A 25168-nucleotide genomic window follows, 5' to 3' on the forward strand; every position below is an offset into this window, starting at 1 on the left:
AAGGTCACGCTCCCGAACTAGAACAGTGAGAGGTTCGTGCCGTCGGTGAGGGGGCGGAGCCGGTGGCGCCGCGGGCGCGGAGGAACTCCTCGGGCAGCCGGCGGACCACGGGGCGGACGGGGGAGTCCCCCCGGACCACGACGGCGGCGTTGTGCCGGGGGCCGCAGGGGACGTCGAGCACGGTCCAACCCGGCGGCCTGCGCCCCGGATCGGTTCCGAGGTAGTCGAGGGCCGGGTCGCGGCTCAGCCCGGTGCCCAGGGCCTTGAGATAGGCCTCCTTGCGGGTCCATATCCGCCCGAAGAGCTCCCGTCTCCCCTCGGGCGGGGCGCTCTCCAACTCCGCCCGCTCGCCGGGGTGCAGGGCCGGGGTGCACACCTCGACCGTCTCGTCCCGCGGCAACCGCTCCACGTCGACGCCCACCACCGCGGTCGACACCGCCACCGCCGCCATGCCGTGGCTGTGGGCGAGGGAGAAGTGCAGGGGAGGCGACGGGAAGGCGACCGCGGGGCGACCGTGCGGCTCGGCGCAGCCCGGACAGGGCTCCCTCACGAAGGCCACCTCCCGCGGGGGAACACGGAGGTACGCGCCGAGCAACCGCCGCAGGGCGATGTGCGCCGACAGGTAGGTGACCGCGTCCCGCGGTCGGACGAACGACGCGGCGCGTTTCCTCTCCGCGTCGCTCAGATCGGACGGATCGAGGACGTCCCAGGCGATGTCGAGGCTCGGACGCCGGATCAGCCACACGTCCAGCCGGCCGGCCGCCGGCAGCGGCCGTCCACCGGACGCGCCGGGGGCCGGCGGGCCGGCCGTCACGCCGGCCCCGTCGGGCCGGTCCCCACGGGGCCGCTCGCGTGGGACCTGTGGGGGTCGTCCTCCGGGCCGAGCTGCCCGGCCAGGCAGTCGACCAGCTCGGCGGCGCTGTTGGCCCGCAGCAGGCGCTGCAGGTTCACCGACACCCGCAGCGCCGACTCCATCCGGCGCTGCAGCTCCAGGCCGTTGACCGAGCCCACGCCCAGGCTGTTCATCGGGCGTCCGGTGGTGTCGATGGAGTCGGGGGGCACCCGCAGCACCCGCGCGAGCTCCCCGCGCACGTACCGGTCGATGACGCGGGCGCGCTCGCGCGGCCCGCAGCCGGCCAACACGTCGAGGTCGGGGGGATCGACCTCCGCGACGGGGCCGTCGTCGCCGGCATCGTCCGGGTCGTCCGGGTCGTCGAGGCCGCCCAGGTCGTCGAGGGCATCCGGAACGTCGAGTCCGATGATCCCGTCGAGGGTGTCGAGACCGTCCGGGCGGGCGAGGCCGCCGACACCGCGGGAGTCGTCGAAGTACCAGTCGGTCGATGTCCGGTCCACACGCATGGCTCTTCCTCGGTCATGGGTTCCTGGAGGCGGGAGGGGTGGCGCGGGGCGCGGCCGGTGACCGGTCGCGCCGTCCGGACCGGACCGCCGGGCGCCGGTGGCGGGGACGCGCACCGGCGAGTCCGACGAGCAGGCCCAGCGCGCCCACCGAGACGACGAGCCACAGCGCCGACCGGGAGGCCGCCGCGGCCTCGGCCGCGGTGGCCCGCGGGTCCAGTCCCGCCGCGAGCAGGGCGGCGACCAGGGCCGTCACCACCATGGCGCCGGTCTGGACGGCCGTCTGGTACAGGCCGCTGCCCGCCCCCCGCTCGGCCGGCGGGAGTTCCGAAGTGGCCTGTGCGTTCAGCGCGGTGAACGAGAGCACGAAACCCGCGCCGACCAACAGCATGGTGGGCAGCAACCCGAGCGCGTACCCGGGGAAGTGCGGCAGCCGCAGCAGGTAGCCGAGGAAGGGCAGCAGAGCGCCGACGGCGATCAGGGGGGCGGTGCCGAAGCGGTTGACGAGCTTCCCGGACAGCAGGGCGGTCACCGCCAGCGGAGCGGCGGCCGGGACGAAGGCCAGCGCCGTCCGCAGCGGGTCCCACCCCTGCAGGGCCTGCAGTTGGAAGGTCGTGACGAACAGCAGGCCCAGGTACGAGCCGTTGAGGCAGGCGGCGCCGACCGCCGAACGGACCATCGCGCCGTTGGCGAGGACCGAAAAGCGGATCAGCGGTTCCGGCGCGGCGCGTTCGACGGCCCCGAAGACGGCCAACAGCACCGTCCCGAGGCAGAGGAGGCCCGTGCTGCGGACGTCGGCCCATCCGTGGACCGGTACGGACACGATCCCCTGCACCAGCGCCAGCACGGCGCCGGCGAAGGCGACCGCGCCGGCCGCGTCGTAGTGGCGGGCCCGAACGGCCTCCCCGGCGGACCGGGGGATCGACCGGAACCCGAGGAGGAACAACACCAGCACCACCGGAGCGGGGAACAGCAGGGTGAGCCGCCAGCTCACCTGGGTCAACAGGCCCGAGAGCAGCAGTCCCGCGGTGAATCCGCCGGCGCCGAAGAGGGTGTAGACGGAGAGGGCCCGGTCGCGGGCCCGCCCCTCGGGGAAGGTGGTGGTGATGATGGCCAGGCCCGTCGGGGCGGTGAGCGCGGCGCAGAAGCCCTTGACGAAGCGGGTGGCGACGAGCACTCCGGGATCCGACGTCAGCCCGCTCACCACGGAGGCGGCGGCGAAGACGAGCAGCGCGGCCAGGTACACCCGGCGGCGGCCGAGCAGGGCCACGACCCGGGAGCCGAACAGCAGCAGGCCGCCGAAGCCGGCGGCGAAGCCGCTCACCGCCCACTGCAGCGTGGTGACGGGCAGGCCCAGGTCGGCGCCGATCGAGGGCAGCGCCACGAGCACCACGGAGACCTCGAGCGCGTCGATGAGCATGTTGCCGGCGAGGACCGACAACAGGATCCACAGACGGAGGTTCCAACGTTCGGCGGGCACGGGGGAGACGGCCGGCCGGGAAGTCGTACTCTTCACGGTCCTGCTCCAGGATCTCGGTTCGCGGTAAGGGGAGGGACGGCCCGGACCTGCGGTGGGGCGCGGGTCCGGTGTCCCGCGCGGTCGGGGCGCTCAGCCGAGCAGCGTGCCCCCGCTGGCGTCGACGAAGGAGCCGGTGATCCAGCGCGCGTCGTCGGAGGCGAGGAAGGCCACCACGTCGGCGACGTCCTGGGGGTCGCCGACCCGGTTGAAGGTCGACAGCGCCGCCATCTGCTCCACCGCCTCGGGGATGTCGAACAGCGGGTTCCCGTTGCGGGTGATGCCCGGCGCCACGCTGTTGATCGTGATGTTCCGCGGGCCCAGGTGCTTGGCGTAGTGCAGCGCGAGCATCTCCACGGCGCCCTTGGTCATCGCGTAGGCGATCTCGTCCGGGTTGGCGAACTTCGTGAGTCCGGAGGAGATGTTGACGATGCGGCCGCCGCTGGGCATGTTCGGCAGGGCGCGCTGGATGATGAAGAACGGCGCCTTGGCGTTGACCGCGAAGAGCCGGTCGAACTGCTCCGGCGTGGTGTCCTCGGGCTTGACCCCGCCCATCACGCCGGCGTTGTTCACCAGGATGTCCAACCGGGTCGTGCCGGTCCGCTCCTTCAGCCCCTCCTCCAGGCCGAGGAAGAGCTGGTGCACGTCGCCGGGCACGCCCAGCTCGGCCCGGACGGCGAAGGCCCGGCCGCCGTCCTTCTCGATGGTGGCCACGACCTCGGCCGCCGCCTCCTCGCCGGTCGCGTAGTGCACGGCGACGAGCGCTCCCTCGCGGGCCAGGCGCATGGCCGTCGCCCGGCCTATGCCCCGGCTGGAACCCGTGACGAGGGCCGTCTTGCCGGTCAGGTTTCCCATGCTCTCTCTCCTGATCCTGTTGATGTCGTGCGCCGCCCGGGACCCGAACCAGCGGCGGAGGGCTTCGGTGAGACCGGCCGTCGGCGCGGTGGTTTCGGACCCGACCCAGGCGACGTGGCCGTCGGGGCGTACGAGAACGGCGTGCGAGCCCGCGAGCGGTCCGTCCGCCACGGCCGCGGCCACGGTGGCGTCCACCGCGTGCGCCCAGGGCCGGGCCACCGCGAGCGTCTCCGTGCGCAGGGCGGGGTCGTCGGTGAGCACCAGCAGGACACCGCGGGCCGCGCGCAGCAGCGTCGGGGTGCTCAGGGGGCCGTGCGGGCCCGCCAGTTCGACGTGAGGCAGACGGGTTCCCGTCAGGGGATGCCCGTCCCCGGCGCCGTAGCGGATGTCCAGGCCGCTCACCACCCCGGCCAGGTGTCGGCGCACGTCCTCGTACGGGATCAGCTCGCCGAACACCGCGCGCAGCGATTCCACCTCGGGGCTGCCGAGCAGCAGGAGGGCCTGTGCCCGGATGGTGGACAGGACCCGTTCGCCGACCGGGTGGCGTTCGTCGTGGTAGGTGTCGAGCAGCTCCTCCGGGGCGGTCCCGCGGACCCGAAGGGCCAGTTTCCAACCGAGGTTGACGGCGTCCTGCAGGCCGAGGTTGAGGGCCTGGCCGCCGATGGGCATCTGCTGGTGGGCGGCGTCCCCGGCCAACAGCACCCGGCCGTCGCGGTACCGCGACGCCTGGCGGGAGGCGTCGCCGAAGGAGTTGATCCACAGCGGAGTCCCCGCGCCGATGTCCTCGCCGGTGACGCGCCGCCACACCTCGGTCAGCTCCGCGAAGGAGGGTTCCTCGGCGCGCGGCCGCGCGGCGCGGCCGAACTCGTGCACCATCACCCGGGTCACGCCGTCGCCTCGGCGCGCGGCGATGGCCAGTCCCCGCTCCAGCCGCTGGAAGCGCCGGTCGGGGACGTCGATGCCGTCGACGTCGGCCCGGATCAGTTCGCGCCGCGCCGAGGTGCCGGGGAAGTCGAAGCCGGCCAGGCGGCGCACGGTGCTGTCCTCGCCGTCGCAGCCGACGACGTAGCGGGCCCGCAGCGCCACCGGTCCCGCGGGACCGAGGGCCTCGACCTCCACGTGGTCGGGGTGGCGGATCAGGGCCCGCACCTCGTGGCGGCGCCGGACGTCGGCCCCCAGCTCCAGGGCCCAAGCGCCCAGCAGCTCCTCGGTGCGCACCTGCGGGACCTTCCACTGGCCCGGGTACGGTCCGCCGAGCCGCAGGTCCAGCGGGACGCCGCCGAAGTGGCCCCTGACCTCGTTCGGCGGCGTCCCCAGCGCGTCGAGCAGTCCCCGCTGGTCCAGGATCTCCATGGTGCGGGCGTGCAGCGTCGACGCCCGGGACTCCGTGGTGGGGACGGCGCGCCGCTCCAGGACGATCACGTCGGCGCCGCCGAGCCGCAGCTCGCCGGCGAGCATGAGCCCGACCGGGCCGGCGCCGACCACGATGACGTGGGCGTCCACGGGGTCAGCGCCGGGATTCGGCGTAGGTCTTGGAGTGGCCCAGGGTGGCCAGGCTGTTGGTGCTCAGCGCGTTGCGGACGTGCTCCCTGGCCTGTTCCACCGTGCCGTCCTCACCGAAGAACCGGGTGATGTTCTCGGCCCTGATGACCACGGTGTGCTGGGAGGAGGCGAGAACGCCGGTCTCGGTCTCCCGGAAGGTCCAGCGGCCGGTGTGCAGGCTCATCAGGGCGGGGAGCGTGGTCTGCTTGTAGGCGATCCGGTGGTGGGGCAGGCACACGCGGTACGACTTGGTGGTGTGGACGGAGCCGTTCGGGGCCCGGGTGTCCATCTCCAGGGTCTGCAGGCCGGGAGCCTCCTCCTCCAGCCGGACGGTGGCCACGTGGGGCAGCCGCTCCGCCCAGAGGTTCGCCTCGTTGACGAAGTCGAAGACGTCCTTGGCGGACCCGTCGATCTCGACCGTGTCCTCGAAGGAGAAGGTCAACTCCTCGGAGGCGGTGGCGAGTTCGACGTTCTCCTTCAACGCGGCGAGCTCGGAGCGGGAGTTGCGGTCGACGGCCCGGTCGATCCACGCCAGGCTCTCCGGGTCGTCGTCGACGGCCCGGTAGTCGTGCAGCAGGCGGATCCTGGACTCGGTCGGGGAGACCGGCTCGATGATCCAGGCCCCTCCCATGGCGGCCACCGGCGGTGTGGAGACCTCCTGCCGGAAGTCGATGCGCAGGGCCTTCGGGTCGAGCCTGCGGCGCGAGACCCAGTTCTTGGGCTCGCCGTTGGCGGTGGCCCAGATCCGGATCAGCTCCTCGTCGTCGCCGCTCTCCACCGTGTCGACGTAGATGGTCGGCGGAAAGATCCGGGGCCAGTTCTCCACCTCGGCTATCAGCCGGTAGACGTCGGCGGCCGGCGCCGAGACCGTGATGTCGTGCTCGACCTCGCGCAGGACGGTCTGAGACATGCCCGTGACTCCTAGGTTTCGGTTCGAACGGTTCAGAAGTTGCCGAGCCCGCCGCAGACGTTGAGCGCCTGTGCGGTGATGGAGGCGGCGGTGTCCGAGACGAGGTAGCCGACCAGACCGGCGACCTCCTCGGGCGTGGAGTAGCGGCCGAGCGGGATCTTCGCCGTGAACTTCTCCAGGATCGCCTCCTCGGAGGTGTCGTAGGCGGCGGCGTACCCCTGGCGGACCCGCTGCGCCATCGGCGTCTCCACGTAGCCCGGGCAGACCGCGTTGACCGTGATGCCGGTCGGGGCCAGCTCGTTGCCCAGCGCCTTGGTGAAGCCGACGACCCCGTGCTTGGAGGCGGAGTACGGAGCGCCGAGCACCACGCCCTGCTTGCCCGCGGTCGAGGCGATGTTGACGATCCGGCCGCGGTCCTTGGCGCGCATGCCGCCGGTGTTGAGCACCTCGCGGGTCATCCGGAAGACGCTGTTGAGGTTGGTCTCGACGACGTCGTTCCACAGGTCGTCGGCGATGTCGGCGGTGACCCCGCCGCCGCTGCGTCCCGCGTTGTTGACCAGGACGTCGACCGTGCCGAACCGGTCGACGGCGGCCCGTACGAAGGTCTCGATCGAGTCGACCGAGCGCACGTCGAGGGTGGTGCCGTCGACCTCCAGACCCTCGTCCTGGAGTTCCTTGACGGTCGCGGCGACGTTCTCCGCGCTGCGGGCACCGATGAACACCCGGTGCCCCCGGTCGGCGAGCAGCCGGGTGACCGCGAGGCCGATTCCGCTGGTCGCCCCGGAGACGAGGGCGACTCGCTTGTCGCTGTCCGACATGACGTGTCCTCCTGAAAGATCGGTGGCGATGCCGCCGTGGGACGGGGGTGCGGCGGCCTCGGCCGCCGCACCCCCGGTGAGCCGGGTCCGCGGGATCAGGCCGCGGCCGGCGCCAGGTGCCCGTTGACCAGGTCGACCAGGGCGCGGGGGGTACGGGCGTCGCTCACCGCCGAGTCGTCGAGCGAGATGTCGTACTCCCGCTCGATCCGGCCGCAGGTCTCCAGCAGCGCCAGGGACTCGTAGCCGAGTTCCTCGAAGTCGGTGTCGAGGATGTCGCCGTCGAGGTCGACGTTCTCGTCGGTGCCCGCGCCCTCGCGCAGGATCCGCTTCAACTCCTCCAGGGTGAATCGCTCTGTGGCCACCTTCGTCCTTTCTCTCGTGTCCGGTTGGGCAGGGAAACGCCCGCCGCCGGTCGGTGTGGGGGAGACCGGCGGCGGGCGTCGTCGAGGGGGTCGTACGGGGCTACGGCGTCTTCGGTGCCCGGACGACGACGGCGGAGTTGAAACCGGCGTGGCCTCGGGCCAGGACCAGGGCGGTGCGCACCTTCGCGGGACGCGCCTGTCCGGTCACCAGGTCGATGGAGTAGGCGGGGGCGGGATCGGTGTTGACGGTCGGCGGGATCAGCTCGTCGTCGATGGCGAGCAGGGCGGTCGCCACGTCCAGCGGGGCGGCGCCGGAGTAGAGCCGTCCGGTCATCGTCTTGGGCGCGGTGACGGGCACGCCGTACGGGCCGAACACCCCGGTGATCGCGTCGGCCTCGACACGGTCCAGTTCGGGGACGGCCGCCGCGTCCGCGAAGACGACGTCGATGTCGTCGGGGCGGGCTCCCGCGTTCGCCAGGGCCGCCTCGACGGCCCTGCGCAGGCCCGGCTCGCGACCGCTGCCGGGCCGGGGGTCGAAGGTGGCGCCGTATCCGGCGATCTCCCCGTAGACCCGCGCACCGCGCCGGGCGGCCGCCTCGGCGTCCTCCAGGACGAGGATCGCGCCGCCCTCTCCCGGGACGTGGCCGCAGGCCGCCGGGTCGAACGGCAGGAAGGCCCGCTCCGGATTGTCGCTGGTGCTCAGCCGCTTGCCGGCCTGCTGCGCGACCCAGCCCCAGGGGCAGATGGAGGCGTCGATGCCGCCCGAGACGATGAGCCGGGTGCCGCGGCGGATCTGCCGGCGCGCGTGCGCCAGGGCGTCCAGGCCGCCCGCCTGGTCGCTGACGAGGACGCCGCTGGGGCCCTTCATGCCGTTGCGGATCGAGATCTGACCGGAGTTGACCGCGTAGAACCAGGCGAAGGACTGGTACGCGCTGACGAACTGGCTGCCCTGGCTCCACAGCTTCTGCAGCTCGCGCTGGCCGAACTCGAAGCCGCCGGAGGAGCTGGCGGTGACGACGCCCATGTCGTACTCGGGCAGCTCCTCGGGACGGATGCCGGCGTCCTCCAACGCCCAGTCGGCGGCGACCAGGGCGAGCCGGGTCATGTGGTCGGTCTGGGTGATGAGACGGCTGGGCAGGTGGTCCTCCGCGACGAAGCCCGGCACCTCGCCGGCCAGTCGGGAGGGGTAGCGGGAGGGGTCGAAGCGGGTGACGCGACCGATGCCGCTCTTGCCCACACGGGTCGCGGCCCAGTAGTCCCGGGTGCCCAACCCGTTGGGAGCCGTGATGCCCAGGCCGGTCACGACGGTCCTGGGGGATGCCGCGGTCATGCGGACCTCCTGTCCGGGCGGGCCAGCACCATCGCGCTCTGGAAGCCGCCGAATCCGCTGCCGACCGACAGCACCGCGTCGGTCGTCCACTGGCGGGCGGTGAGCGGCACGTAGTCGAGGTCGCACTCCGGGTCGGGAGTGTGCAGGTTCGCGGTGGGTGGCACCACGCCGTGCTCCATGGCCAGCACGGACGCGGCGATCTCGATCGAGCCGATGGCGCCGAGTGAGTGCCCCACCATCGACTTGATGGAGCTCACCGGGGTGCGGTAGGCGTGGTCGCCCAGGCTCTTCTTGAACGCGGCGGTCTCGTGCCGGTCGTTCTGCTTGGTGCCGGAGCCGTGCGCGTTGATGTAGTCGATGTCCTCGGGGTTGAGCCGGGCTTCGTCCAGCGCGACGGTGATGGCCTCGGCCATCTCCAGGCCGTCCGGCCGCAGTCCGGTCATGTGGAAGGCGTTGCAACGCGAGGCGTAGCCCGCGATCTCCGCGTAGACGTGGGCGCCGCGCCGTCTGGCCGCCTCCAGCTCCTCCAGCACGAACACGGCCGATCCCTCGCCGAGCACGAACCCGTTGCGCGTGCCGTCGAACGGACGCGAGGCGTGCTCGGGGTCGTCGTTCCTCGGCGTGGTCGCCTTGATCGCGTCGAAGCACGCCAGGGTGATCGGCGAGATCGGGGCGTCGGACGCGCCCGCCACCATGACGTCCGCGGAACCCTCGCGGATCAGCTCCACCGCGTGGCCGACCGAGTCCAGCCCGGAGGTGCAACCGGTCGACACCACCGTGGACGGCCCCTCGGCGCCCACCGCCCACGCGACCTCGGCCGCGAACGAGCTGGGAACCAGGAAGTCGTACAGGTGGGGCACCGCGTACGTGTGGTCCACCAGTTCGTGCCGGCCGCCGTCGCTGACGACGCGGTACTCCTGGTCGAGGCCCATCGTCGCGCCGACCGCGCTGCCGATGGTGACGCCCACCCGGTACGGGTCCAGCTCGCCCGGCTCCAGGCCGCTGTCGGCCACCGCCTCGCGCGCCGAGACGACGGCCAGCTGGGCGGCACGGTCCATCCGGCGGATCTCCTGGGGGCTCAGACCGTGCGCCTCGGGGTCGAAGTCGATCTCCGCCGCGACCCGGGAGCGGAAGGCGGAGGGGTCGAAGAAGGTGATTCCCCGGGTGGCGGTCCTGCCCGTGCTCAGCAGGTCCCAGAACCCCTTGGCGCCGATGCCGCCGGGAGCCGTGACGCCCACCCCCGTGACGACCACCCTCCGAGCGGCCATCACCGCTCCTCCCAGTTGTAGAAGCGCGTGGCCATCGCGTCCGCGGGCGAACGCCAGGTGGCCGGGTCGTAGGCGCCGATGAAGGGCTTCAGGTCCTCGCTGATCCGCGTGAACCGCGGCTCCGTCCTGGCCGCCTCGATGTGCTCGCCGCCGTTGTCGTCGTCGAAGTCCTGCAGGTGGAAGTAGAGCCCCCGGTACATGAACAGCTGACGGCGGCGCGTGCCCATCAGACGGGGCATGTCGGTCCGGTCGAACTCCGCGAACAACCGGGCCACGTCGCCGTGCGCGTGGGGTTCCATCCGGGCAACGATCAAGGTGCTGTGCATGGCCTTCTCTCTCCTTCGGGTCATCTGGCGGGACCGAACCAGCGCTCCAGGGCCATGGGCAGGTCCCCGTGGCTGCCCGGCGCGGCCCAGGCGACGTGTCCGTCGGGGCGCGTCAGGACCGCCGAGGTGCCCCGGAACGGGCTTGCGTCGGTCGGGCCGCTGGGAGCGGCGGTGATCACGTCCACCCGGTCCTGCCAGGGGGCGGCCCTGCGGCGCAGCTCCGCGTTGTCCGCCAGGTCGAACAGCACACCGCGGGCGGCGTGCAGGGCCCGGGTGCTGTCGGAGACCAGTCGGTGACCGGACAGCGCCAGGTGCGGCATGCGCCGTCCGAGCAACGGATGGCTGCCGCCGTCGAGGTCGTAACGGATCTCCAACCCGCTGACCATGGCCGCGAAGTGGCGGCTGACGTCCTCGTACGCGATGAGCTCCGAGACGACGTCGCGCAGCGGCTGCATCTCGGGCCCGCTGAGGAAGAGCAGGCCCTGGGCGCGGGTGTTCATCAGCAGCCGCTTGCCGACCGGGTGCCGTTCGTCGTGGTAGGTGTCGAGCAGCGACTCGGGGGCCCGGCCGCGGACCACCGCGCCGAGTTTCCAGCCGAGGTTGACCGCGTCCTGGATGCTGGTGTTCATCCCCTGCCCACCGGCGGGCAGGTGGATGTGCGCCGCGTCGCCCGCCAGGAGCACCCGTCCGCGCCGGTACTCGGTGACCTGTCGGGTGGCGTCACCGAACGAGCTGACCCACACCGGCGTGGCGTGGGATATGTCGTCGCCGGTCAGCCGCTGCCACGCGTCGGCCACCTCCCGCCAGGTCGGCGGTGTCTCGCGGCGCTGCGGCGGGGTGCCGCGCTCGCAGACGATGAGGCGGGTGACCCCACCGGGCAGGGGGCCGACCATGACCATGCCGCCCGGCAGGGTCTCGCCGATCATCCGGGGTTCGAGGGTGATCCCCGTGACGTCGGCCAGGAACATCTCCATGGTCGAGGCCGTGCCGGGGAAGTCGAAGCCGGCGGCCTTGCGGACCGTGCTGCGGCCGCCGTCGCAGCCGACCAGGTACTCGGCGCGCAGGGTGTGGACACCGGACGGGCCGCGCACCTCGACCTCGACGGAGTCCTCCTTGTCGGCGACGGACAGCACCTCGTGGCTGCGGCGGATGTCCGCTCCCAGGCCGGTGGCCCACTCCTCCAGCACCGTCTCGGTGGCCGACTGCGGTACGGTCTTGGCCGCCTGGTGCGCTCCCTCGAGCACCCCGAAGTCGACCGGCAGCCCGCCGAAGTGCCCCATGTTGCTGGTCTCGATGTCGCCGAAGCGCGACAGCAACCCGCGCTGGTCGAACACCTCCATGGTGCGAGCGGTGAAGCCCAGCCCGCGCGACTCGCCGGTCCGTGCCGCCAGCCGCTCCAGGACGATGACGTCCACTCCTGCCAGGCGCAGTTCCCCGGCGAGCATCATGCCCGCCGGTCCCGCGCCCACGACCATCACTGCGGCGTCCATTGCTTCTCCCTTGGTCGTCGTGGAAGTTCCGTGGGGCGCTTCACCGGAGGAACCGGCGAATCGCCCGGTTGGCCGTGTGGGCGGCCGCCGCGTACCGGGGGTCGGGCGCCAGGGCGTCGTGCCGCAGGGCGACCTCGGCGAGTTTGATGGCGTGCTCGTCACCGAGTTCGACGGCGGTCGCGAGGAGTTCCGGGCCGGACGGCGGCTCGTCCCGCGCGTTCTCGGACGGGTCGGCCGGACCGCTCCACGAGCGGATCCAGCGGCTGCACTCCAGCGCCGCCAGGTACGAGGGGCGGTGCTGGTCCCGCGGCAGGTGCTCGCACACCAGGCGGACGGCGGCGGGCGCGGTGATCGCGTGGAGCGGACCGATCGGGTTGCGCAGCCGGGTACCCGCGTAGACTCCGGAGGCGTCGGCCACCAGACGGTCGAGCGCCCGGACGGCGTCGCCGTCCGGTTCCGCCCCGTCGTCGGTCCCCGCCGCCGTGTCGCCTCGCGGTGCGAGAGCCGAGTAGCGGGCGGACCAGTACCCCAGGCCCTGGGACAACTCGTCCAGTTGCAGCCGGTTGTCCCCGCGGACCAGCGTGAGGGCCCGCACCGCGTGGGCGGTGCGGATGACCCCGTGCGTCAGGGCGCCGGACAGCCCGGGCAACAGCCGGGGCCACCACCGGGCCAGCACCTCGGTCCACGGGGCGTCGTCCAGCTCACGGCGGAACATGTCGGTCCAGTCGGCCACCCTGCCGAAGTCGCCCAGCGCCCCCTCCCAGTCGGCCCTGTCGTGCGGGGACAGCCGCCATCGGCGCTCCGGCCGGTCGTGGTACTCCCGGGTCCGCAGGTTCCGGTCGACCCAGGCGGGCACGACGTCGGCGTACCCCGTGCGGGCCAGCGCCTCCGCGGCCATGGGCGCGTGGTTCACCAGGGACGGTCCGTGCTCGAAGCCCACGCCCCCCAGCCGCTGGAGCGCCTCGTTGACCGCGTCGGTGTAGGACAGTGCTGCCATCGTGTCATCGGTCCTTGATGTCGCAGATGGCGGCGCCGGCGCTGATGCCGGTGCCGACGGTGGCGTTCAGGTCCTTGACGGTGCCGGAGCGGTGGGCGTTGATGGGTTGTTCCATCTTCATCGCTTCCAGTACGACGATCAGGTCGCCCTCGGTGACCTGTTGGCCTTCCTCGACGGCGATCTTGACGATGGTGCCCTGCATCGGGGAGGTCAGGGTGTCGCCGGAGGCGGCCGGTCCGGACTTCTTGGCCGCGCGTCGTTTGGGGCGGGCGCCGCCGGCCGCGGCGGTGCGGGCCAGGGTCATGCCCAGCGAGGCGGGCAGGGAGACCTCCAGGCGTTTGCCGCCGACCTCGACGACCACCGTCTCGCGGCCGGGTTCGTCGTCCTCGGTGCCGGTGCCGGGGGTGGTGAAGGGGGGCAGGGTGTTGACGAATTCGGTTTCGATCCAGCGGGTGTGGACGGTGAAGGGGGCGTCGGGGTGGCCGTTGACCTCGGGGGCGAAGGCGGGGTCGGTCACGACGGCGCGGTGGAAGGGGAGGGCGGTGGCCATGCCCTCGACGGTGAACTCGGCCAGGGCGCGGGCGGCGCGTTGCAGGGCCTGTTGGCGGGTGGCGCCGGTGACGATCAGTTTGGCCAGCAGGGAGTCCCAGGCCGGGCCGATCACCGAGCCGGATTCCACTCCGGTGTCCAGGCGGACGCCGGGGCCGGTGGGGGGGTCGAATGTCGTCACGGTGCCCGGGGCGGGCAGGAAGCCGCGGCCGGGGTCCTCGCCGTTGATGCGGAACTCGAAGGAGTGGCCGCGCGGGGGCGGGTCGTCGTAGCCCAGTTCCTCGCCGTCGGCGATGCGGAACATCTCGCGGACCAGGTCGATGCCGGTGACTTCCTCGGTGACCGGGTGTTCGACCTGGAGGCGGGTGTTGACCTCCAGGAAGGAGATGGTGCCGTCGGTGCCGATCAGGAATTCGCAGGTGCCGGCGCCGACGTAGCCGGCTTCTTTGAGGATGGCCTTGGAGGCGCGGTACAGCTCGGCGTTCTGTTCGGCGGTCAGGAACGGGGCGGGGGCTTCTTCGACCAGTTTCTGGTGGCGGCGCTGCAGGGAGCAGTCGCGGGTGGAGACGACCACCACGTTGCCGTGTTGGTCGGCCAGGCACTGGGTCTCCACGTGGCGGGGGCGGTCCAGGTAGCGTTCGACGAAGCATTCGCCGCGGCCGAAGGCGGCCGTCGCCTCGCGTACGGCGGAGTCGTACAGTTCGGGGACTTCTTCCAGGGTGCGGGCGACTTTCAGGCCGCGGCCGCCGCCGCCGAAGGCGGCCTTGATGGCGATGGGCAGGCCGTGTTCCTCGGCGAAGGCGAGGACTTCGTCGGCGCCGGAGACGGGGTCGGGGGTGCCGGCGACCAGGGGGGCGCCGGCGCGTTGGGCGATGTGGCGGGCGGCGACCTTGTCGCCCAGGTCGCGGATGGCCTGGGGGGGTGGGCCGATCCAGATCAGTCCGGCGTCGAGGACGGCCTGGGCGAAGTCGGCGTTCTCGGAGAGGAAGCCGTAGCCGGGGTGGACGGCGTCGGCGCCGGAGTCGGTGGCGGCCTTGAGGACCTTGGTGATGTCCAGGTAGCTGGCGGTGGGGGTGTCGCCGCCCAGGGCGAAGGCCTCGTCGGCGACCCGGACGTGCAGGGCGTCCCGGTCGGGGTCGGCGTAGACGGCCACGCTCGCGATTCCGGCGTCCCGGCATGCACGGGCGACGCGGACAGCGATTTCACCGCGATTGGCGATGAGCACCTTGCGCACGACGGAACGCCTTCCTTCCATGATCGTTCGGGTGAGGGAAGGGCCCCTCGTGGCGGAGACGGAACGTCTCCGCCACGAGGGGCCCGGTCGTCGGGTTCAGGACTTGTCGCCGGGGGTCTCCCAGGAGTAGATGTGCACCCAGCGCTCGTCCGGGTCCTGGAGCCTGAGGATGTAACCGATGGCGGCCTCGACGATGGGCGGGTGCTCGATGCCGATCTTGTCCATGTGAGCGGCCCACTCCTCGACGTCGGCGCGGGTCTGGACACCGAAGCTGATCGGGTCGAAGTCCTTGAGCCCGGCCGCGGCCTCGGGGTTCTCGCGGAGCGCGAAGAGGGTGCCCTCGACGCCGGGCACCTTGCTCACCAGGCCGCGGAGGACCCCGTCGTCGTCCCTGAACTCCATCGTGGTCTCGATGGCGAGGACCTTCTGGTACCACGCGAGGGACCGCTCGACGTCGCTGACGGGAAGCTTCACGTGGTGGATTCCGCCGAGTATCGGCATGTTCGCTCCTTCGTAAGGTGGCGGGTGGGGGTGTGGTGGGGCCCGCGGGGTGGTCAGCCGCTCCTGCGGGCGGTGGTCTCGGCGACGGTGGAATACACCACCGACCCGTCCGTGCCGTAGACGGTCGCCTTGCCCGAGCCGGAGAACTCACTTCCCGAGAGCCGGGCGTCGACCTCGATCTGGATGTAGGCGACGGTCTTTCCGGTGGGACTGATCTGCTGTCCCTTGAAGACCTCCCGGACCGTGAAATGGAAGGCGTCGGATTCGGTCGCCGTCCAGTTTCCGGATCCGCTGCTCTTCTCGGTGTCCATGGACACCGATCCGTCGTCGGCGAAATTGGCCGTGTATGCGTCGACCTGCTTGTCGTAGGAAACGGTTCCCGTCCACGAGCCGACGGGGCCGCTCGAAGATGCGGACAAAGAAATTCCTCCTTCTGTGGGTGGTGACGGAGGCGGGGAATTCCCGGGTGCCGGACACCGGGCGGGCCGCCGCCGGGAGGGGAGGGGCGGGGGTCAGCCGTCCAGGATCAGGTGGGCGCCGGACGGCTCCTCCTCCAGAGCGCCCATCGCCCCCTTGAAGAAGATGAGGGGCTCGTGGCGCTTGTGCGGCGTGCCCAGCTCCATCACCTCGCCCAGGACGATGGTGTGGTCGCCGCCGGGGAACCGGCTGACGATCCGGCACGCCAGGAAGGCGAGGGCGTCGCTGATGACGGGCACGTCCTCGGCGACCCGGTGGTGGGCCACCCGGGAGAAGCCGTCGCTGTCCCGGCCGGCGAACGTCCACGCGAGGTCTTCCTGCCGGGCGGAGAGGAAGTTGACCGCGAAGCTGTCCGACTCCTGCAGCGGTCCGTGGAGCCGGGACTGTCGGTGCAGGCAGAACAGGACCAGCGGGGGGTCCAGGGAGACCGAGGTGAACGAGTTGACGGTCGTGCCGACGGCACGACCGTCGACTCCGGTGCTGATCACGGTGACCCCGGTCACGAAGAGGCCGCACACCTGCCGCAGGGTCCGCGGGTCGACCTGCGGGACCTGGTGGACGGTCCGACTCTCTGTGGTCATACGGGTCCTTCCCTCCGCGTCCGGGGCGGGGTCCGGTGGCGGGGTCGTCTCACAGCAGCTTCCTGGCGCGCGGTCCGACCTTCGAGAGCTCCTTGAGGAGTTCGCGGCCCAGGCGCTTCATCTCCGGCCCGCTCTCGGTCGACGCCCAGCGCATGAACTTCACCAGCGTCAGCGTGTTGGGGGCCACGAAGCGGTGCTCGGGGTCCTTCCAGCCGAACTCCGGGTTCACCTCGTCGGACTCTTGGAGGACCTGGAAGATGATGTCCGCGGCCTCGTCCCCGGTGAGCTCACCGACCTCGTACTTCTCGCAGGTCTCCGCGGTGGTCTCCAGGATGCGTTTGAAGGCGTCGCCCTCGGGCCACCACAGCCCGGGGTGCGGGACGTTCTCCAGGTCGCGGAAGTGCCAGTCGTTGCCATCCTGCATGTAGCGGAGCCTGGCCCGGGCCAGGCGCATGACGCCGGGGGTGATGAAGGCGCCCCAGACCCTGAACACCGCGTTCCAGAGCCGGAAGTGGGAGAAGGCGATGAAGGAGCTGTTGACCAGCTCGTCGTTGTAGTGCAGCAGGCCCCGCTCCACCTCCTCGACGTACTCGAACCGCTCCGTCGAGAAGTCGTCGTCCTTGATCGCCTGGAGCAGGCGGGAGCTGAGGGCGTCGACGACCTCGAAGGTGTTGGACAGGCCCCGGGAGTACAGCGGGTCGATGAAGCCGGCCGCGTGCGACATGAGGCACCAGCGGTCGCCGATCGTCTGCTTCGAGGAGTACTGCAGACGGTCGGTGGACACCCAGTCCCGGACCCGGCGGGCGCCCTCGAACTGCCGCTTGACCGCCGGGTACATGTCCAGGTAGCGCTGGAACTCCTCCTCGGGAGTGATGTCGGTCGGCTTCGGGTAGCGGCGCTCGTCCAGTTGCAGACCGACGCTGCACAGCGGGTTCTTCGACTTCGGGTGGCTGTCGAAGGGGATGATCCAGAACCAGCCGCGGTCGATCAGGTGGTGCATGGTGCCCTTGTGCCAGTCCACCGGTGGACGCAGGTGCTTCGGGTGCTCGCTGACCTGGTCGAACGGCTTGACCCCGATGAAGTGGGTGAACATCGAGCGGGAGTGGTGCTTGAACCGCGCGGGTTTCTCGCGCAGGTCGAACTTCTCGGCCAGCGGGGAGCGGAAACCGCTCGCGTCGATGAGGTACTTGGCCCGGAACACCTCGCCGGTGTGCCCCGTCACGGTGACGCCGTCGTCGTCGAAGTCCAGGTCCGTCGCGCGCCAGTTCTGCCGGACCGTGGCCCCGTACCGGACGGCGACGTGGAACATGTAGGAGTCGCTGTCCTGCCGGTACAGGTGGCTCGTCTGCGCGAGGAGGCGGGGGATGGCGAACTGGGTGGCCTCCCGGGGGTTGGGCTCCTGGCCCGGCTGGTGCCGCATGAACCCGAAGTGGATCTTCGTGCCGAAGACCGGGCCGATGTCGCGGGTGCTGGCGTCGACGCTGGTCAGGCTCTTGATCTCGGGAACCTGGTAGCGCTCGCTGAGGATGTGCAGCCACTCCACCAGTTGCGGGGTCGTGGACTCGCCGATGGCGAAGCGGGGGTGTTGGCCGGCGTCGATGAGTACCACGTCGGCGCCGTTCCGGGCCAGGATCGACGCGGTCACCGAGCCCGCGAGCCCCGATCCCAGGATGAGGACGTCGCACGGTGTCGCATCACCGGATTTCTTCGCTGCAGTGGTCATCTTCATGGCCATGAACAGTCTCCTGTCGGTCGGGTTGCGTTGTCTTCACTCGCCCTGGGACCACCCGAGGATGGAAAAAGAAGTGCCGTGTCGGACCATTGGTCCGACACGGCACGGAAGTATGGGAGAACGGGGCCGATCAGCGGATGAGTTACAGGAGCAGGACTCGAGACTCAGAATCGAGGACGCATTCCTGATTGCGGGCACGACTCGGCCACGGGTAAAGCGTGACAGGGTTCCGGCCGGGAGTCAACACTTCGGCGGAATCCCGTACGGAGAAGAGGGAATTACCGGACGTCCGCGGTGGCGTTCGCGTATTCCAGGATCTTGAACAGGAAATTCTTCAGTTCCGTCTCGCCGCCCGGTCCGAGCATCTCCTCGATGTCGGACTGGAGATCCTCGACGGCCCTCTCGACCGTCTTGAGGCTCTCCCGACCGCGGTCGGTGAGCTCCAGGGCGTAGCGCCGACGGTCCCGGGGGTCCCGCCCCCGACGGACGAGGCCGGCCCTGACCAGCTCGTCGACCACCTGCGCGGCGGCGGGTTCGGTGATGGCCAGGTGCTCCGCGAGCTGCCGTTGGGCGCAGGAGGAGTGGACGTTGATCGTCGAGAGCGGGCCGAAGTGGCGCAGGCGCAGGCCGGTCCCGGCGAGTTTGTCGTCCCCCACCTTGCGCAACCGGTAGTGGGCCTGGGTGACCAGGTACGAGGTGCTGCGCGGGATCGGTTGCGCCTGCGCGGGCAGCAGTCTGCCCAGCAACAGGTCGAACCGCTCGCGCTCGGGCTCGGAGAGCGGCGCGGTGAGGCGCGCGTCGCGCTCCGCCACGGACCGGCGCAGTTCCTCCAGCGCGCGCCGGCCGGAGTCGGTCAGCGACAGCACGTAGGAGCGGCGGTTCCTGGGGTTCCTGGTGCGGGTGACCCGGCCGTCGCCCTCCAGCCGGTCGATGAGCTGCACCATGACCGTCCGGTTGATCCCGAGCCGCTCGGCCAGGTCGTGCTGGGACAGGGAGTCCCCGTCGGCCAGTGCGTCCAGGAGCACGAAGTCGCGGGTGGCGGCTTCGTCGGCCCCCGCGGCGTCGGAGCCCAGGAGGACGAACACGCGCCGCAGCGTGTATCCGATGTGCCTGGTGAGTTCGGCCGGGAGGGCGGCGCCCGGCACCTCCCCCATCGGGCTCGGGTTCGTGGCGTCGTGTTCGTCGGGCAAGACAAGTACCTCCTGCGCAAGCGTATCCGAGGCGGACTCCGACGATGGTGGGCGCCCGGCGCTCGTCCGCGGGGGTCGGAGCGAGCGCCGGGCGCCGATTCGGGGGTGTCGCCGAGGCGGACGGTCAGCCGTGCCGCCGGTCCGCCGCGGACCTGATCATCAGCGCGCCGACGATCAGGGCGGCCAGGTAGAACGTGCCGCCGACCATGAAGCCGACCGTGTAGCCGTCCGTCAGGGCCTCGGGGGTCGTGGTGCCCTGGGTCGCGTTGAGGGTCACCGTCGAGGCGACGGTGGCCAGGACGGCGAGGCCGACCGCGCCACCGACCTGCTGGTTGGTGTTCAGCAGTCCGGAGGCGATGCCGGTGTCCTCCTGGTTGACCCCGCGCACCCCGATGACCGTGGCGGTGACGAAGGTCAGGCCCAGGCCGATGCTCACGATCAGCTGTGCGGGCACCAGCAGGGTGAACAGGCCCGACTCCGGGGTGAGCACGCTGAACCAGGCCATGCCGGCGGTGGCCAGCAGCAGACCCAGCACGATGACCGACCGCTCCGACATGCGGTTCAGCAACTGGGGGCCGACCCCGCCGGCGGCGATGCCGATGCCCAGCGCGAAGGGCAGGTAGGCCAGACCGGTCTCCATCGGCGAGTAGTCCTTCACGACCTGCATGTACAGGGTGAGGAAGTAGAAGGTGGCGAACATGCAGGCGCCGGCGAGGAGCATGATGAGGTTCGCGCCGACCCTGCTCTTCTCCTTCAGGACCCGGCTCGGGATCATCGGGGACGCGGAGGCCCGCTGGATGAGCAGGAAGGCGACCAGCAGGACGCCCGCGGCGACCAGGAAGCCGACGGTGAGCCCGTCCGCCCACCCCTCCTCGCCGGCCCGGTTGATCGCGTAGACCAGCGAGCCGAGACCGAGGGTGGCGGTGAGCGCGCCGGGCAGGTCGATCCTGGCGTTCTCCCGCTCGCCCTCGATCAGGGCGGAGGTCCCCAGCAGCACGGCCACGGTGATCGGGATGTTGACGTACAGCACCCAGCGCCAACTGAGGTACTCGGTCAGCGCGCCGCCGAGCAGCAGGCCGAGCACCGACCCGAGCGCTCCCATCGCGCCGTACACGCCGAGCGCCTTGTTGCGTGCCGCTCCGGCGGGGAACGTGGTGGCCAGCAGGGACAGCGCGGCGGGTGCGATGATCGCGGCTCCCACGCCCTGCAGGGCCCGAGCCGCGATGAGCACGCCTCCGCTGGTGGCGAGCCCTCCGAGCAGCGAGGCGAGGGCGAAGACGACCAGCCCGACGCGGAACACCTTCCTGCGGCCGAAGAGGTCGCCGGCCCGCCCGCCGACGAGCAGCAGGCCGCCGAAGGTCAGCGCGTAGATGCCGATGACCCAGTTCAGGTCCGCGACCGCGAGGTTCAGCGAGCTCTGGACGCTGGGGAGGGCGACGTTCATGATCGTGCCGTCCAGCGTGAGCATGCACTGCGCGGTGGCGATGATCAGCAACGCCAGACCCTGCTTGGGGACGGCGGCCGGCGGGGCGCCCGGCGCGGCGTCGATGCTTTCTTGTGTGGACACGGGAAGTCCTCCTGTGGTGGGAGTGCTCAGTTGCCGGCCGGTGTTTTTCGGGAGCCCCAGAGGTCGAGTTCGGCGAAGGCGGCGCGCCACTCGTCCTCGTAGGCGAGACGCGCCTTCTCCGGGACCCGGGAGAGGACGGCGGCGACCATGTCCCTGTCCTGGTCGTCCAGCAGCCACGGCATGTAACGGGGGAGGGTGGGGCCGATCCGCTCGCGGTGGACCTCGGCGAAACGCATCCACTGCTCCTCGGACAGGGCCGAGTCGATCAGTGCCAGACCCTCGTCCTCCTCGTGCTTGAGGTGGAAGCCCAGCTTGGTGGCCAGGGTCTCGACGAGCCCGCCGAGCCGCTCAGGCCCGGACTCGCGGTCGGCCAGCGCCTCGTCGATCGCCGTGATCATGGGGTCGATGGCCGCGTGCTCCGCCTCCATGGCCGCCATCAGGGCCAGGTCGTCCGGGCGGTCGACCAGCAGCCCCTCCATGACTCCCCACACGGTGTCGTCCTCGGAGGTGTGGTGCACGTGCAGGTGGGTCTTGAAGAGTTCCCAGCCCAAGGTGGTGCGCAGGATGTGCCGGGGGTCGTCGTCCGTGCGCGCGGTCGTCCGTGCGAGGTGTTCGAGATCCCGCCGGAAGGCGTTGTGGACGGCGTACATCATCGTCATGTCGAGCTTGTGGGGCTTGCCGTTCGTCTTGCCGTTCATGGTCTTCTCCACCTTCTCCGCAGGGGCGGGCGGGCCTTCGCGGGGACGGCCCGGGCGGCCGTCGGGATCCTCTGGAGCCTCCTCCCCGGAGTGCTCACGCTACTGGACATCCTCCCAACTATCAACATCCCAACTAATCGCCAACTCAACTATCAACTTCCGATGCTGGTTCTCCGGTCGTCGACGGACGTCGGCCCGGTCGGCCCGGAGGTGACGGGAGTCGGGGACGACCTGCGGAGCCAGAGGAGAGCGGGGGTGGTCATCGTGGTGGTGACCAGGGCCATCAGGACGAGCACCGTGAACAGGTCGGGCCCGATGACCCCCAGGCCGAGACCGATGTTGAGCACCACCAACTCGGTCAGTCCCCGGCAGTTCATCAGCGCGCCGATCGACATCGCGTCACGCCACGGACGGCCGGCCAGCCGGGCCGCGCCCGCACCGCCGCCCCACTTGCCGAGCACCGCCACGCCGAGCACCGCCAGGAACCACAGCCACAGGGTGGGTTCGCGCACGAGCAGCGACAGGTCGGTGCGCAGGCCGTTGACGACGAAGAAGAGCGGGAGCAGCACCGGCATGACGAAGGCCCGCATCCGACCGGCGGAGCGCTCGATCGCCGGGCAGCCGCGAGGGGTGACGGTGCCCAGGAGGAAGGCCCCGAACAGCGCGTGCACCCCGATCTCCTCGGTGATCAGCGCCGACACGCACAGGGCGCTGAAGAGCGCGACTAGGACCACGCTGTCCGGGCTCCGTCCCGCGCGCTTCGCCCACCTGGCGAGGAGCGGACGCACCACGCAGAGCATCAGGAGCAGGAAGACGACGGCCGACGCGGCCGTCACCAGGGCACCGGCCGGCGAACCGCTGGTGGCCACCGCCACCACCCCGGCGAGCAGGCACCACGCGGTCACGTCGTCCACCGCGGCGCACGTCATCGCGAGCGCGCCCATCGGAGTCCGGTACTCGTCGCGGTCGACCAGGATCCGGGCGAGCACGGGGAAGGCGGTGATGCTCATGGACACCGCGATGAAGAGGGCGAAGGGGAGCCTGTCGACGCCGTCCGGCGCCAGCGCCCCGTACATGCCGAGGGCGAGCAGCACCCCCAGGGCCATCGGCAGCACGATGCTCGTCTGGCTGATGGCGACCGCCGCGCGGCTGTTGCCGCGCAGCGCGGTCGGATCGAGTTCCAGGCCGACCAGGAACATGAACGCCAGCAGACCCAGGTTGCCCAGCGCGTCGAGGAACGGCAGCGCCGACTCCGGGAACAGCCACTGTTGTGCGCTCGGCCAGAGCCAACCGAGCAGGGAGGGGCCCAGCAGGACACCGACGGCGATCTCCCCGACGACCGGGGGCTGGCCGATCCTGCGGAAGAGTCCGGCGCCGGCTCGACAGCTCAGGATCACCACCGGCAGGGCGACCAGCAGGCTGTGTAAGGGGTCAGGGGATGACAACGGAGGCTCCTTGTGGAGAGCGGGGCGGGAGGGAAACCGCGGCGAAAAACCCGCGGCCCGGCGCGGAGGGGTCCTTGACCGCCATCGGCGCCGGGCCGGCCGGAGGCCTCAGCTTCCGTAGGGGTGCCGGGCCTTCGCGTCGCGGAGCGCGCGCGCCCACCACACGAGCTGGTCGAGCATGAGCTTGGCCGCGGCACCGGCGCCCTCGGGATCGGCGGGGAAGCGTCCGTCGGCGCCGTAGTGATCCAGGATCCGGGGGAAGCTGACGGTGTCCTTCATCCCGACGGAGTGGAACTCGGCGAAGATCTGCCGGAGGTGCTCCACCGCGCGCACCCCGCCCGCCATGCTCAGGCCGTAACAGACGAACCCGACCGGCTTGGCCTCCCACTCGGAGTTGAAGCTGTCGATGAGGGTCTTCAGGGGCCCCGGGACGCTGCGGTTGTACTCCGGCACGATGAACACGAAGGCGTCGGCCGAGGCCAGCCGGGGGCGCAGGGCGGCAGCCGAGGGCGCTGTCGGGGCGAGGTCGGCGGGCAACGGGGCGTCGACCAGGTCCAGGACGTCCGTGACGATGTCCTCGCGCTGGTCGGTCTGTTCGGAGAACCATCGCGCCACGTCGGGAGCGAGCCGCCCGTCACGGGCGGAACCGACGACCACGACCGTGCGGATCGGTCGGTACGACATCGGACCCCCTCCTAACGTCTCGTCGAGGTCGGCAGATCGGACGGGGTCAGGGCGAGGAACTCGGTGGCGTCGAACCGGGACAGGATCCGGCGGGTGATGGCGGGCATCGGGGTTCGGCCGTCGTCGGAGAAGACGACCGGGTCGGTCAGCCGGAGGCGGCGACCGCGCGTGGTGATCTCGCAGCCGCCGGCGGCCAACACGTTCCGGACCCAGTCGGAACCCGGGCCGTACGGCAGCGTGATCACGATCTTCTCGCCCTGCCGGAACAGCTTGACCGGGGTGGTGTACTCCCGCCCCGACTTGCGGCCGCGGTGGTGGACCTTCCCGAAGCCGGGCATGCGGCTCAGCACGGGGCCCACGAAGCGGTTGGCGATCCGCCGGTTGAAGCGGGCGACCCGCCTGTTGATCGGCACTGGTTTCCCTCCTTGCTCCAGTGAGGTGGTCGGCCGCGTCGGACGGGTGCCGCGGTCCGGGGACGTGGCACCCGTCCGACGCGAGGGTGTCGTCAGGCCTGTCGGGGACCGCCGGGGCCGCCGGGACCACCGGGGCCGCCCGGTGTGAGAGGTCCGCCCGGCTTTCCGCCGGAGGTCAGGAAGCGGTGGGTGGTGAAGTTGTCGACGATTCCCCAGCGCTCGGCGATCTTGTCGCCCTCGAACCGGAACCAGATGATCGCGTTGTGCTCGACCTCCAGGTTCGTGGGCGGGACGCCGAGGAAGGGACCGGTGTGCCTGCCGTACATGACCCAGCGGGCAGCGGCCCGGTCCCCCTGTGAGATGAAGTCCAGGATCTCGTACTTGATGTCGCTGAAGGCGCTCTGCTGGATGCGGATCGTGTGCTTGAACGCCTCCGGTCCGCGCATCGAGTCGTCGTGGCTGCCGTTGTTCCTGAAGTCCTCGGTCAGGTGCTTGTCCGCCACGGAGAGGTCGCCGCCCGTGAGGCCCTCCCGGAAGATCTCCTCGACGATCTCCCGCTGTCGTTCGGCACTGGCCATGTCATTCCGCCTTTCTTTCCGGTGTACTGCCGTCTGTTCCGTGGGCGTCGATCGTCTTGGCGTCGATCGACGTCACGCTTGGGGGAACCGCTCCGGTGGTCCACACGATGCGGAGCTTCAGGCTCTCGAAGCGCCAGCCGTCCGGTGTGCGCCGTGCCGTTCCGTCGAATCTGCCGCCCAGTTGGAAGTACCTGCTGGTCGCCGGCGGCGGGGGGGAGTCGAAGTGCACGTGGGAGGCGATCAGGCTCCAACCGACCGATGCCAGGTCGCCGTCCGACGCGATGACGCAGCCGGAGGCGTGGTGGTGGGTCCGCTCCCAACGCTCCATGATCTCCCGGGTGAACTCGGCCGCGCCGGCGACTCCCCGGTGACTGCCGACCGGGAAGACCAGGTGGACGTCCTCGGTGAACAGGGACCCGGCCCAGTCGTCGTCGAACACCCCCCGGTCGAGGGTGGCCATGTAGCGGTCGACGAGCTCGCCCAGAAGGGCGCGGTCGGACAGCGCGCGCACCTGCTCGGACCAGTCCGCGACGGGAGCGGGTACGCCGGGGGAGGGCACGTCCTCCCCCCTTTCCGACGGCGCGGTGGCGGGATGGGGCATGCGGAATCACTTCCTCTCGGGAGGGATCGTCCTTCGGGCCGACACGGCGACGAGCGCGGCCGAGGAGGATCGGCGGCGCTCGGGGGAACGTGCGGTGGGACGTCGGGCCGGGAGGGCCCGAAGAAGCCGAAAGAGCCGGGGAAACCGG

25 protein-coding genes are annotated in these 25168 nt (G+C 71.2%); all 25 read right to left on the reverse strand.

Translation table 11 applies throughout. The features are described 5' to 3' along the window. Nucleotides 1-4: 4 nt before the first annotated feature. The gene (locus F0L17_RS18080) at nt 5-814 is read right to left on the reverse strand and encodes a 4'-phosphopantetheinyl transferase superfamily protein (protein WP_162466362.1); all 810 of its coding nucleotides are present in this window, start codon (nt 812-814) and stop codon (nt 5-7) included. Then, on the reverse strand, nt 811-1359 hold the full coding sequence (locus tag F0L17_RS18085; protein WP_155071888.1) for an acyl carrier protein: 549 nt from the start codon (nt 1357-1359) through the stop codon (nt 811-813). Before F0L17_RS18085 ends, F0L17_RS18080 begins: the two co-directional genes overlap by 4 nt. Before the next feature lie 13 nt (nt 1360-1372). Further along, on the reverse strand, nt 1373-2872 hold the full coding sequence (locus F0L17_RS18090; protein WP_338018132.1) for an MFS transporter: 1500 nt from the start codon (nt 2870-2872) through the stop codon (nt 1373-1375). Nucleotides 2873-2965: 93 nt separating this feature from the next. Beyond that, complete coding sequence (locus tag F0L17_RS18095) at nt 2966-5230, reverse strand: SDR family oxidoreductase (RefSeq protein WP_162466363.1); 2265 nt, start codon at nt 5228-5230, stop codon at nt 2966-2968. Between the two features lie 4 nt (nt 5231-5234). Next, complete coding sequence (locus F0L17_RS18100; protein WP_155071889.1) at nt 5235-6179, reverse strand: aromatase/cyclase; 945 nt, start codon at nt 6177-6179, stop codon at nt 5235-5237. Between the two features lie 32 nt (nt 6180-6211). Continuing rightward, nucleotides 6212-6997, reverse strand: coding sequence for a 3-oxoacyl-ACP reductase FabG (gene fabG / locus F0L17_RS18105; RefSeq protein ID WP_155071890.1), 786 nt, complete (start codon nt 6995-6997; stop codon nt 6212-6214). A gap of 95 nt (nt 6998-7092) precedes the next feature. Next, nucleotides 7093-7359, reverse strand: a complete 267-nt coding sequence (locus tag F0L17_RS18110) for a phosphopantetheine-binding protein (RefSeq protein WP_162466364.1) — start codon at nt 7357-7359, stop codon at nt 7093-7095. Between the two features lie 100 nt (nt 7360-7459). Next, nucleotides 7460-8689, reverse strand: coding sequence for a ketosynthase chain-length factor (locus F0L17_RS18115; protein WP_155071891.1), 1230 nt, complete (start codon nt 8687-8689; stop codon nt 7460-7462). Next, on the reverse strand, nt 8686-9957 hold the full coding sequence (locus F0L17_RS18120; RefSeq protein WP_155071892.1) for a beta-ketoacyl-[acyl-carrier-protein] synthase family protein: 1272 nt from the start codon (nt 9955-9957) through the stop codon (nt 8686-8688). The genes F0L17_RS18115 and F0L17_RS18120 overlap by 4 nt, the downstream gene beginning before the upstream one ends. After that, nucleotides 9957-10283: a TcmI family type II polyketide cyclase gene (locus F0L17_RS18125; RefSeq protein WP_155071893.1), complete on the reverse strand. Its 327-nt coding sequence runs from the start codon at nt 10281-10283 to the stop codon at nt 9957-9959. Before F0L17_RS18125 ends, F0L17_RS18120 begins: the two co-directional genes overlap by 1 nt. A 20-nt stretch (nt 10284-10303) precedes the next feature. Next, nucleotides 10304-11773 carry an FAD-dependent monooxygenase gene (locus F0L17_RS18130; RefSeq protein ID WP_155071894.1) on the reverse strand — a complete coding sequence of 490 codons (1470 nt, stop codon included), beginning with the start codon at nt 11771-11773 and terminating at the stop codon, nt 10304-10306. A 40-nt stretch (nt 11774-11813) separates the two neighbouring features. Then, nucleotides 11814-12770, reverse strand: coding sequence for a questin oxidase family protein (locus F0L17_RS18135; RefSeq protein ID WP_155071895.1), 957 nt, complete (start codon nt 12768-12770; stop codon nt 11814-11816). Nucleotides 12771-12774: 4 nt separating this feature from the next. Continuing rightward, nucleotides 12775-14553 (reverse strand): ATP-binding protein, encoded by a 1779-nt coding sequence (locus F0L17_RS18140; RefSeq protein ID WP_162466365.1) that lies wholly within the window; start codon nt 14551-14553, stop codon nt 12775-12777. 96 nt (nt 14554-14649) lie between these two features. After that, entirely contained in the window at nt 14650-15054 is a 405-nt protein-coding gene (locus F0L17_RS18145; protein ID WP_155071897.1) for a VOC family protein, read from the reverse strand. A gap of 53 nt (nt 15055-15107) precedes the next feature. Then, nucleotides 15108-15473: a dehydrogenase gene (locus F0L17_RS18150; RefSeq protein ID WP_155071898.1), complete on the reverse strand. Its 366-nt coding sequence runs from the start codon at nt 15471-15473 to the stop codon at nt 15108-15110. Nucleotides 15474-15566: 93 nt separating this feature from the next. Continuing rightward, entirely contained in the window at nt 15567-16112 is a 546-nt protein-coding gene (locus tag F0L17_RS18155; protein ID WP_155071899.1) for a flavin reductase family protein, read from the reverse strand. A gap of 49 nt (nt 16113-16161) precedes the next feature. Beyond that, the gene (locus F0L17_RS18160; RefSeq protein ID WP_155071900.1) at nt 16162-17847 is read right to left on the reverse strand and encodes an NAD(P)/FAD-dependent oxidoreductase; all 1686 of its coding nucleotides are present in this window, start codon (nt 17845-17847) and stop codon (nt 16162-16164) included. Between the two features lie 275 nt (nt 17848-18122). Continuing rightward, the gene (locus F0L17_RS18165) at nt 18123-19034 is read right to left on the reverse strand and encodes a MarR family winged helix-turn-helix transcriptional regulator (protein ID WP_238419432.1); all 912 of its coding nucleotides are present in this window, start codon (nt 19032-19034) and stop codon (nt 18123-18125) included. Nucleotides 19035-19158: 124 nt separating this feature from the next. After that, complete coding sequence (locus F0L17_RS18170; RefSeq protein ID WP_162466366.1) at nt 19159-20601, reverse strand: DHA2 family efflux MFS transporter permease subunit; 1443 nt, start codon at nt 20599-20601, stop codon at nt 19159-19161. 26 nt (nt 20602-20627) lie between these two features. Then, entirely contained in the window at nt 20628-21299 is a 672-nt protein-coding gene (locus F0L17_RS18175) for a hemerythrin domain-containing protein (protein ID WP_155071901.1), read from the reverse strand. Between the two features lie 152 nt (nt 21300-21451). Continuing rightward, the gene (locus F0L17_RS18180; RefSeq protein WP_202917892.1) at nt 21452-22744 is read right to left on the reverse strand and encodes a cation:proton antiporter; all 1293 of its coding nucleotides are present in this window, start codon (nt 22742-22744) and stop codon (nt 21452-21454) included. A gap of 108 nt (nt 22745-22852) precedes the next feature. Continuing rightward, nucleotides 22853-23428, reverse strand: coding sequence for an NADPH-dependent FMN reductase (locus F0L17_RS18185; RefSeq protein ID WP_155071902.1), 576 nt, complete (start codon nt 23426-23428; stop codon nt 22853-22855). A gap of 11 nt (nt 23429-23439) precedes the next feature. Further along, a complete protein-coding gene (locus F0L17_RS18190) occupies nt 23440-23841 on the reverse strand; it encodes a nitroreductase family deazaflavin-dependent oxidoreductase (RefSeq protein ID WP_162466367.1) in 402 nt (133 codons plus the stop codon). A 92-nt stretch (nt 23842-23933) separates the two neighbouring features. Then, nucleotides 23934-24419 (reverse strand): ester cyclase, encoded by a 486-nt coding sequence (locus tag F0L17_RS18195; protein ID WP_155071904.1) that lies wholly within the window; start codon nt 24417-24419, stop codon nt 23934-23936. Between the two features lies 1 nt (nt 24420). Next, nucleotides 24421-25020 carry a nuclear transport factor 2 family protein gene (locus F0L17_RS18200; RefSeq protein WP_155071905.1) on the reverse strand — a complete coding sequence of 200 codons (600 nt, stop codon included), beginning with the start codon at nt 25018-25020 and terminating at the stop codon, nt 24421-24423. Nucleotides 25021-25168 lie beyond the last annotated feature (148 nt).

The organism is Streptomyces taklimakanensis (assembly GCF_009709575.1).
Taxonomy (GTDB): domain Bacteria; phylum Actinomycetota; class Actinomycetes; order Streptomycetales; family Streptomycetaceae; genus Streptomyces; species Streptomyces taklimakanensis.